Source organism: Providencia sp. wls1922 (genome assembly GCF_009706505.1).
GTDB lineage: Bacteria > Pseudomonadota > Gammaproteobacteria > Enterobacterales > Enterobacteriaceae > Providencia > Providencia lanzhouensis.
This window is the reverse complement of sequence record NZ_WLUG01000111.1, coordinates 22,410-30,354: the sequence shown is the minus strand read 5'-3', so window position 1 is coordinate 30,354 and position 7,945 is coordinate 22,410. Positions and strand designations below refer to the sequence as shown.

Genomic DNA, 7,945 nt, shown 5'->3' with positions numbered 1-7,945 from the left:
GCTTATAAAATGAGTAGTTTCACAATTAAATAGGTAACGAAAACTGACAGATTTCATTGAGAATAAATCGCTTTTTATCTAACTACAATCTATTGATAATCAATATATCTAATTAATCAAATCTATTTTCCACCCCAAAATTAAGTCAGTTTTTATTACCATTAGGATCTCACTATGAATGAAATTATCGCTGTTGCCACCATCACTATTTTGGCGGTTATTAGCCCTGGTCCCGACTTCGCTATGGTCACCAGAAATAGCTACTCCTATGGCACCAAAACGGGTTTACTCAGTGCCCTTGGTATTGCTGCTGGAGTGCAAATTCATGTGTTGTATACCATTTTTGGCGTGACTCTGATCATTATGAGTTCCCCTACATTATTTATGGCAGTCAAACTCCTTGGCGTCGCATACTTGGTGTATATCGGCTTTAAATCCCTAACAAACAAAACAGCCATTAACGCCAGCGATAACCTTAACCCAACATCAGCACCCTCTTCATTTTCCGCATTTAAAATGGGTTTTTTAACCAATGCACTCAACCCTAAAACGATGTTTTTCGTTGTTTCGGTCTACACCCAAGTGATCCAAGCTGGTAATTCTCAATGGCTAAACTTCAGCTACGGATTATTTATTTCTTTTGCGCATTGGGTTTGGTTTAGTTTAATTGCTCTATTTTTTGCAGCACCATTGATTAGAAATAAAATCTTAAAATATCAATTCATTATGGATAGAGTTATCGGCACCTTATTAATTATTCTGGGTATCTCTTTGCTCTTTTTTAGTATTTCATCATGACTGAATTCATTTCGAATGAACCGAACCATTTTGAAAATGTTCATTCACCATAATGGCAAGCTCCACCACATCTTTAGGAAGGTTTAAGTCATTCATTTTACTCAGAGAAATCCAATGAAAATCTGCATTGCATTGGATTTCTTCGTCTATGAGCTCACAGAGATAAACCATATCGATATGCCAATGATCTCCTTGGCGCTTATCTGCGATGAATTCTTTTAAAATAGCTAAAGGAATTGGTAAAGAGAGAGTATTTCTTGAATCATTTACCTTTGAGTGTAACGGATAGCGGCAATCAATCACTCGGCACCGTAAGCCTGTTTCTTCAAACACTTCACGAACAACGGTATCTTGTGGTTCTTCATTTGGATCAACGTGACCTCCAGGAGGTAGCCAGATACCTAGCTTAGGGTGCTCATGTAATAGAAATTCCCCTCGGGAATTACAGATCATCGCCGTCGCCGTAAAATGTTTGATATGTTCCACTATTTTTCTTCCTTTATACCTATCATCTTTATAAATCAATTAAGTACAATACAACGCCCCTAATCGCCGCTATTGCCACCGCCAGTTCTTCATGGGATAAGGTACTAATTGCTATTCTTAACGCCTGCGGTACTGAGTTTGATGTGCTGTAAGACTCTGCGCTGCTAATGGCTATATTTTGCTTTTTTAATTCACTGACGACTGCATCTGCGCGTACGCCATCAGGTAATGGTAACCAAACAAAATAGCTAGCAGGATGCGCAATATAGGGTATATCCGTAAAAATTTTCTGGACTATTGCTTGCCGTATTTTTGCATCCCGTCGCTTATCCCTTTCAATGCTATCTACCTCACCTTTTTCAATCCAATCACAGAGGATAGCCGTGGTTATTGCCGGTGTATTCCATGTTGTAATTCGGATAATACGCTCGATGTTTTCAATATATTGTTGCGGTGCCAGTACCGCGCCGACACGTAATCCCGTTGCAATATTCTTCGAAAAACCTGTTGTATAAAATGTAATTTCAGGTGCCAGCGTTGCTAATGGAACAACTGCTGGTCGCTGCAAAAAGGCATAAGATCCATCTTCAATTAAGAAAAATTGGTGCCGTTTAGCTATATCCACCAACTTTTTACGCTCCGATAAACTCATCACCCAGCCTAGTGGATTATGCAAAGTCGGCATCGCATAGTAAGCTCGAATTTTTCTCTGTTGGCATAGCCTATTCAACGCTTGTAAGTTTGGACCATTTTCTGCCGTAGGCACAGATATCAGTTCTAAATGGTAAATTTTTGCAAGAGCCTTAAACCCCGGGTAAGTTAAGGCATCGACGGCAATAATATCCCCAGGACTGAACATACCTAAAATGATGGTAGCTAAACCATGTTGCCCACCACTCACTAAAGCCACTGTATCTGCCGTTGCATGAGTTAACCCACGCTGTTTTAAGTATTTAGCGACCGTTTTTCTTTCATGTTCCCGCCCTGTATGTTGTTGATAATAAAGAATCCCTTCTAGATCACCACCAACCGCTATTTCCCGTAACGATTCCCGTAATAGTTTGGTTTGTTCTTTCGCAATCGGATAACTGAAATTCAGGTCTAACGCGTTTTTAGCGACATCTTGCTCAATACTTAACTTGGGCAATAGATTGATATCTCGGACAAAGGTGCCTCGCCCGGTTTCCCCGATGATCAAGCCCCGTTCAATCAGTTCTCGATATACCCGAGAAGCTGTCACTAAGGAAATACCCGATTTTTCCGCAAAACGGCGATGCGTAGGCAAACGCTCCCCCGCTTTCAATTCGCCACTCATGATTTGCGTTGAAAGCAAGTCAACATACTGCTTATAACGATTCTGAGTCATGAAATTGTACCTATGACAATTTTTTGATTGTCATGATTATGTCGATTAGCTTAGTAAAACTCAATTACTAATAATAACGGTCAATTATGAATCAAAGTAAATTATTAACATCGAGCAGCGTTTCCATAACGGATCCCTCTCATACCACTCGCGGTTGGATCAGTGGATTTATTGGTGTTGCTATTTTTAGTGGCTCACTTCCCGCAACCAAACTGGCTATCAGTGGGTTTTCGCCCGATTATTTGACCATTCTACGGGCTACCATCGCTGGAATTTTGGCTCTGATTGTTTTGATAGCTTTACGCCAAAAAATCCCAGCAAGACAAAAGTTGATTCCTCTTCTTATCGTGACATTTGGTGTGGTGCTTGGCTTTCCATTCTTAACTGCTGTTGCATTACAGTACATTAGCTCATCTCACTCCATTGTATATTTAGGGATGCTTCCTTTGTCTACCGCTTTATTCGGCGTTTTACGGGCAGGAGAGCGCCCTCGCAAATTGTTTTGGTTGTTTTCAGTCATGGGAAGTTTATTTGTAATCGGCTTCGCAATTCTTCAAGGAGCCACTCACGCATGGCAAGGTGACTTATATATGGTCATTGCTGTGATTGTCTGTGGATTGGGCTACGCAGAAGGTGCTGTACTTTCAAAATCATTAGGGAGTTGGCAGGTGATTTGCTGGGCGTTGGTTTTAGCGTTACCCATCATGGTGATATTCAGTATTTTGCGCTTACCACCCACGTTTTCTACTGTGCCATTTGAAGCATGGATGGGCCTAGGTTATATCTCTCTATTTAGTATGCTAATTGGTTTCTTTTTTTGGTACCGAGGGCTGGCTGAAGGCGGAATTTCGGGCGTCAGTCAATTGCAACTATTACAACCGTTTATTGGATTAGTACTTTCCGCTTGGCTACTTAATGAAACAGTTAATAGCGTCATGATCATGTCTACGCTTGGAGTCATTCTGTGTGTCGCTGGTTCAAAACGTTTTTCACGTTAAATATTGAAATAACTAACCTTAACGGAAAATTAAGGTTTAACTTTGGTTTATGGTAATGCTGAGGCGATTTCATTAATTTACCCTCAATATCACGATTAGGATTTATGGGTTTATGAAACGTTTTAGTATTACCTCCCTACTGTTTTGTATGCTGTTTATATCGCCGGTCTCATTTTCTGAAACCATGCGATTAAGTGTGACTTCGCCTAAGCAAATACCCTATACGGAAACCTTGTCCTTACCGGGAACATTTGTTGCAAAAAATGAAATTGCGATTGGCTCACCTTTGCAACAACAAATGGTGATTGATGTACTGGTTGAAGAAGGTCAATGGGTTGAGAAAAACCAACTACTCGCCATATTAGAATCTCCACTCCAAAATGCATCTGTAAGCCAGTTACAAGCTGAAACTGAAAAAGCCACAGCCTATATTAAGCAGCAAAAAGCAGTGGCAGAACAAGCGCAAAAAGAACTTTCTCGTCTAGCTCCGCTGGCTAAAACTGGGGTTATTTCTGCCAACGACTTTGAAAAAGCAAAATCAGAATCTTTAGCGGCTAATGCACTTTTAGATGCTAATAAAGCAGAACTGCGTCAATTACAAGCTCAGCTCGCGAAAGAAAAAAGCCAACAAGATAAGTCACGGATCATTGCGCCTATTTCAGGCGTGATCAGTGAGCGTCATGCTATTCGCGGAATGTTAACGGATAATCAGTTACTGTTTAAAATCATTGAAGATGGTGAAATTGAATTTGATGCGTTAGCGCATATTTCAGAATTAAAACGTTTATCAAATCTGACGTTTATTCAATTAAAAGCGCCTAACAATCATCAAATAGCAGGAAAATTACGTTACTTAGCACCGAAAGTAGATCCTATTTCACAACAAGGAAAGATTCGTATTTCTCTCGCCGAAAATGGAGATAATCTACAAGCTGGAGAATCAGGTACCGCGATTATTTCCAATCCAGAAAAACTGCAAACTACGCTCCCATACAGTGCCATTCGAACATTAGATAATGGTGAACGAGTTATTTTCACTGTTGTTGATAATAAAGTGAAGCAGCAAAAAATAGCCACCGGAAAAATTCATGATGGTCGTATCGAGATTTTATCCCCTATTTCGAGTGATACCGTTGTTGTCACCAATGCCCAAGCCTTTTTAACTGAAAATGATACAGTGACCCCAGTCAAGGATAGTCAATGAAACTCCAACTATCTTCATGGGCAATCACGCGCCCTATTCCTACTATAGTTATGTTCTTAGCACTCACAATTGCGGGTATATTTTCTTTTAATCAATTGCCTGTTACTGCAAACCCGGTAGTTAATTTTCCAATAGTCACAGTGACCATTACGCAAGATGGCTCATCCCCGACCGAAATGGAAAACGCTATCACGAAACCAGTTGAACGGGCAGTTTCTGGTATTCCAGGGATCCGTCATATCACATCAACCATCACTGAAGGCATTTCCACCACCACGGTTGAATTTGATTTAACCGTGGATGCCTATATTGCAACCAATGATATTCGGGAACAAATCGCACAAATCCGCAGTGATTTACCGCAAACAATTGATGAACCATTAATTAACCGTATTGATATCGAAGGCGGTGCAATATTACGTTACGCCGTTTCATCAGATAGCCAATCCCTTGCCGATTTATCTTGGTTTATTGATGATACAGTCAGTAAGCAGTTAATTACGGCTCACGGAGTACAAAAAGTTAGCCGCCTTGGTGGTGCTGATAGCGTTATTCGTATTGAGCCTGATACCGATAAACTTGCAGCATTACAATTGTCTATTCTGAGCATTAATGAATTACTCAGAAGCGTGCATCAAAATTCCGCTGGTGGCTCGTCTAAATATAATGACCTACAACATACTATTCGGATTTTAGGTGAAAAAAAGAACGTTGATGAAATTAACGATATTCAGTTACCTATTGGTAATCAACAGTGGATTAAACTCGGGGATATTGCTGCAATTTATCAGGGTCAAAAAACAGCCAAAACTATTTCGCAATTAAATGGTAAAGATGTAGTTGGTTTCGCCGTATTTCGTGCAAAAGGTTCCAGTGATACCGAGGTAGCAAATAATGTTGAACATGAACTTGCACAGTTAAAACTGAAACATCCTGATATTTCTATTCAGCTTGTTTCATCAACTGTGAAATATACGGAGTCAAGCTACCATTTAACAATCCAAACTTTATTAGAAGGTGCATTTTTAACCGTTATCATTGTCTTCTTCTTTTTAAAAAGTTGGCGAGCTACCTTGGTCGCGGCTGTTGCATTGCCTTTATCTATCCTTCCCACCTTTTTGGTATTGGCAATATTTGGTTATTCACTTAATAGTATGACACTGCTTGCTTTGACATTAGTCATCGGTATTTTGGTCGATGATGCAATTGTCGAAATTGAGAATATTCAAAAATACATAGAGCGAGGCGAACGCCCTTATTTAGCCGCTTTAAAAGCCTCAGACGCGATAGGTTTTGCCATTATCGCCATCACACTCACTATTGTTGCGGTATTCTTACCCGTCAGTTTTATTGGCGGTTTTGTTGGTAAATACTTTGTGCCTTTTGGTATTACCGTTTCCGCGGCTGTTTTATCTTCGTTACTAGTAGCCCGATTAGTTACGCCATTAATGGCGGCCTATGTTTTATTACCTGCAAAAAAGAAAGTGACCGAACATTCTGTACCTAACTGGATCAATCGATATTCTCAATTGTTAGTAATGACATTGAAACATCGCAAACTCGCCCTTTCATTCGCATTTATATTTTTGATTGGTTCAATCTCCAGTATTACTTATCTGCCTATTGGCTTTATGCCTGAAGGCGATATTAGTGTTAGCCAGATTGAAGTGGAATTACCGCCGGGAACCCCTGTCGAAGAAACGCAAAAAGCGGTTAGGAATATGACTGAACAATTGAAGTCACGTACTGAAATAAAGTCAATTTATACCATTGCGGGGATCAGTGATGACGCCGATGGAATAGCTCAACATAAAGGCCAAATAATTCTGACATTAACAGAACCAAATGAACGTGAAATGTCACAAAAACAGTTTGAAAACTCAATTTCTCACCTATTACAACAAACTCCAGATGCACGCTATACCTTCAGTAATAGCGAAGGAAATAAAGAATTTTCATTGACCTTTACAGGAGCTGATCCCAAAGAGCTAGAAATTCAAATGCATAAGCTTCGCGATGCAGTTGCCAACGTAAATGGCATTAATAATGTGCGTGTTATTAAACCACTTTTACGTAAAGAGCTGATTATTTCCCCTGACCTGCAAGATTTAGGAAGAACTGCAGTTAATATAGAAGAAATCGCCAATACATTAAGAGTGGCAACAATGGGAGAATCGAACTCTCGCAGCGCTAAGTTTAATTTACCGGATAGACAATTAACGTTACAGGTTGTTTTACCTGACAATCAAAAAAATGACGTAAGCGCGTTGCGTAATCTCTATATTCGTAGCGGTAACGATTTAACTGTGCCACTTAAATCCGTTGCTAACATTAATTTTAGCGATGGACCATCACAGATTGACCGCATAAATCGAGCTAGGAAAATGTCTATTGAAGGTAATTTAGATGGGTTATCACTTGGCGAAGCATTGGAACGCGTTGTCGAACTTCCTGAATATCAATCACTACCAAAAAGTATTGAGCCATTAGAGTATGGTGATATGGAGTTCATGCTCGATATGTTTGAACGTTTTAGTACAACAATGCTTTTCAGTGTACTACTGGTATTCGCCATACTCATTATTTTGTTTAAAGATTTTATGCAACCTATAACGATTTTAGTGGCACTACCATTCTCTATCGGGGGAGCCATTATCGCCTTAGTGTTATATGGTGCAATGATAGATCTTCCTGTCATTATTGGTATTTTAATGTTAATGGGAATAGTCACCAAAAATTCGATACTTTTGGTGGAGTTTATTCTTGAAAAAGAACGAGCTGGTTTAAATCGACAACAAGCTATTATCGAAGCGGGTCAGGAACGAATCCGTCCTATTATTATGACTACCTTTGCCATGATTGCAGGGATGATCCCCCTCGTACTCACAACTGGAGCTGATGCGGGATTTAGAGCACCAATGGCAGTTGCTGTTATCGGCGGCTTGATGAGTTCAACCGTTCTCAGCTTACTATTTGTTCCCGTTATTTATAGCTTGATGGATGATTTGAAAAAGAAAACATTGCCGCTATTAGCGAAATGTACATCTGTCACTCAATCTGATAGAGATATAAAACGCTGGTAGGAATAATTGC

Annotated in this window: 6 protein-coding genes; 4 read left to right on the top strand and 2 right to left on the bottom strand. The window is 39.8% G+C overall.

The window, feature by feature from the left end; all coding sequences use genetic code 11:
- Positions 1-174: 174 nt before the first annotated feature.
- Positions 175-798 carry a LysE family translocator gene (locus tag GKR71_RS16880; RefSeq protein ID WP_154634619.1) on the top strand — a complete coding sequence of 208 codons (624 nt, stop codon included), beginning with the start codon at positions 175-177 and terminating at the stop codon, positions 796-798.
- A gap of 6 nt (positions 799-804) precedes the next feature.
- On the opposite strand, the gene GKR71_RS16875 is transcribed toward GKR71_RS16880, so the two are convergent.
- Positions 805-1,284 carry an NUDIX hydrolase gene (locus GKR71_RS16875; RefSeq protein ID WP_036948071.1) on the bottom strand — a complete coding sequence of 160 codons (480 nt, stop codon included), beginning with the start codon at positions 1,282-1,284 and terminating at the stop codon, positions 805-807.
- A gap of 28 nt (positions 1,285-1,312) precedes the next feature.
- A complete protein-coding gene (locus tag GKR71_RS16870) occupies positions 1,313-2,650 on the bottom strand; it encodes an aminotransferase-like domain-containing protein (RefSeq protein ID WP_154634618.1) in 1,338 nt (445 codons plus the stop codon).
- Positions 2,651-2,736: 86 nt separating this feature from the next.
- On the opposite strand from GKR71_RS16870, the gene GKR71_RS16865 reads away from it, so the two are divergent.
- The 3 genes from GKR71_RS16865 (at position 2,737) to GKR71_RS16855 (ending at position 7,935) form a co-directional block, all read left to right on the top strand.
- Positions 2,737-3,648: a DMT family transporter gene (locus GKR71_RS16865; RefSeq protein WP_154634617.1), complete on the top strand. Its 912-nt coding sequence runs from the start codon at positions 2,737-2,739 to the stop codon at positions 3,646-3,648.
- A 112-nt stretch (positions 3,649-3,760) separates the two neighbouring features.
- Positions 3,761-4,852, top strand: a complete 1,092-nt coding sequence (locus GKR71_RS16860; protein ID WP_230083117.1) for an efflux RND transporter periplasmic adaptor subunit — start codon at positions 3,761-3,763, stop codon at positions 4,850-4,852.
- Positions 4,849-7,935 (top strand): efflux RND transporter permease subunit, encoded by a 3,087-nt coding sequence (locus tag GKR71_RS16855; protein ID WP_154634616.1) that lies wholly within the window; start codon positions 4,849-4,851, stop codon positions 7,933-7,935. Before GKR71_RS16860 ends, GKR71_RS16855 begins: the two co-directional genes overlap by 4 nt.
- The last annotated feature ends 10 nt before the right edge of the window (positions 7,936-7,945 follow it).